Annotated in this window: 1 protein-coding gene; it reads left to right on the top strand. The window is 41.6% G+C overall.

What is annotated here, in order from left to right; genetic code table 11:
• On the top strand, nt 1–1,723 hold a 1,723-nt coding region (locus NZ519_13805), incomplete at both ends, for an SBBP repeat-containing protein (GenBank protein ID MCS7029828.1).

The raw sequence follows: 1,723 nt of genomic DNA, 5'->3' as shown, positions 1-1,723 counted from the left end.
GTGTATGGCGATAGTGGCTATGAGAGTGTAATAACTTTTGAGGTTTTGGGGGTAAGCAGCACAAGCGACATATTAGTGATTGACCCACAATTAGTATGGGGTACGTTTTATGGAGGTGCAAATAACGCTGATGGACCCTTCAGCGTAGACACCGACCCAAGTGGAAATGTATTTATTGCGGGGTACTCTTATTCAAATGACTTTCCTGTCTATAATCCTGGTGGGGGCGCATATTTTCAAGGAACAAAAGCAGGAGGAATAACTGATGCTATGATTATGAAGTTTACTAATTCAGGTGTTCGCTTGTGGGCTACGTACTATGGGGGAAACAATCAGGAATGGGGCTATTTTGTAGCTATAGATGGCGCAGGAAACGCATTTGTAACGGGGAATACCGCTTCGAACGATTTTCCTGTTCATAATCCTGGTGGGAGCGCATATTTTCAAGGAACAAATGCAGGAATTATTGATGCTTTCATTTTGAAGTTTACTAACTCGGGTGTTCTTCAATGGGCTACTTACTATGGAGGAAATGATACTGAATCAGGCTATTCTTTGGCTGTAGATGGTACAGGGAACGTGTTTGTGACAGGATATACTCAATCATCAAATTTTCCTGTTCAAAATCCTGGCGGCGGTGCATTTTATCAAGCAACAAACGCATCAGTCGCCGATGTTTTCATTTTGAAGTTTACTAATTCAGGTATTCGCTTGTGGGCTACCTATTATGGAGGAATCCTTTTTGATTATGGTCATTCTGTGGCTGTAGATGGCACAGGGAATGTGTTTGTAACGGGATATACATCTTCAACTAACTTCCCTGTTTTTAATCCTGGTGGAGGTGCATTTTATCAAGGAACTCGTGCAGGAAGTTCTGATGCTTTCATTTTGAAGTTTACTAACTCAGGCGTTCGCCAATGGGCTACCTACTATGGAGGAAGCGACGATGATGCAGCTTATCCTTTGGTTGTGGATGGTACAGGAAATGTATTTGTATTAGGGCGTACTTTTTCAACCAATTTTCCTGTTTTTAATCCTGGTGGAGGTGCATTTTATCAAGGAACTCATGCAGGAGGTTTTGATGCTTTCATTTTGAAGTTTACTAACTCAGGCGTTCGCCAATGGGCTACCTACTATGGAGGAACTGGTAATGAAAGTATGACTGAGTATGATAATATTGAAGTTGATGCTTGTGGCAATGTGTATGTCGGTTTTCGAACAACTACTTCCTCTTTCCCTCACTTGCTAAACTCTTGTGATCAGCAGTATTATGATGACTCATATAATGGAGGAACTACTGATGTTATACTTTCCCTTTTTAGCAACACAGGTGCTTTACTTTGGTGTACTTATGTGGGAGGAGATGGAACGGATTTTCAGTTTCCTCTTGCTGTGGATGTGAATAACAATTTATTTGCTAGCGGTGAATGGACAAACGTATCTAATTCTACTAGCTACTCTTATTCTCTAGTCAATCCAGGGGGTGGAGCGTATTTTGATGATACTTTCAACGGTGGAACGGATGATGGTTTTATACTTAAGTTTCTTCCTGTTCCCTGCCCATGTCCTCCTTTACCTCATTACCTTATTTCCCTCCATGCCCAATGGCATAATAGCCAACAAACCCAGGCTTTACTCTCTTGGCAAGTGCAGGGAGATGCAGCTACTAATCAGTTCGTAGTAGAACGTAAAGTACAAGATATATGGCAAGAGGTTACAGTAG

This window comes from Bacteroidia bacterium, assembly GCA_025056095.1.
Taxonomy (GTDB): domain Bacteria; phylum Bacteroidota; class Bacteroidia; order JANWVE01; family JANWVE01; genus JANWVE01.
This window is presented reverse-complemented; position numbering and strand designations above follow the sequence as displayed.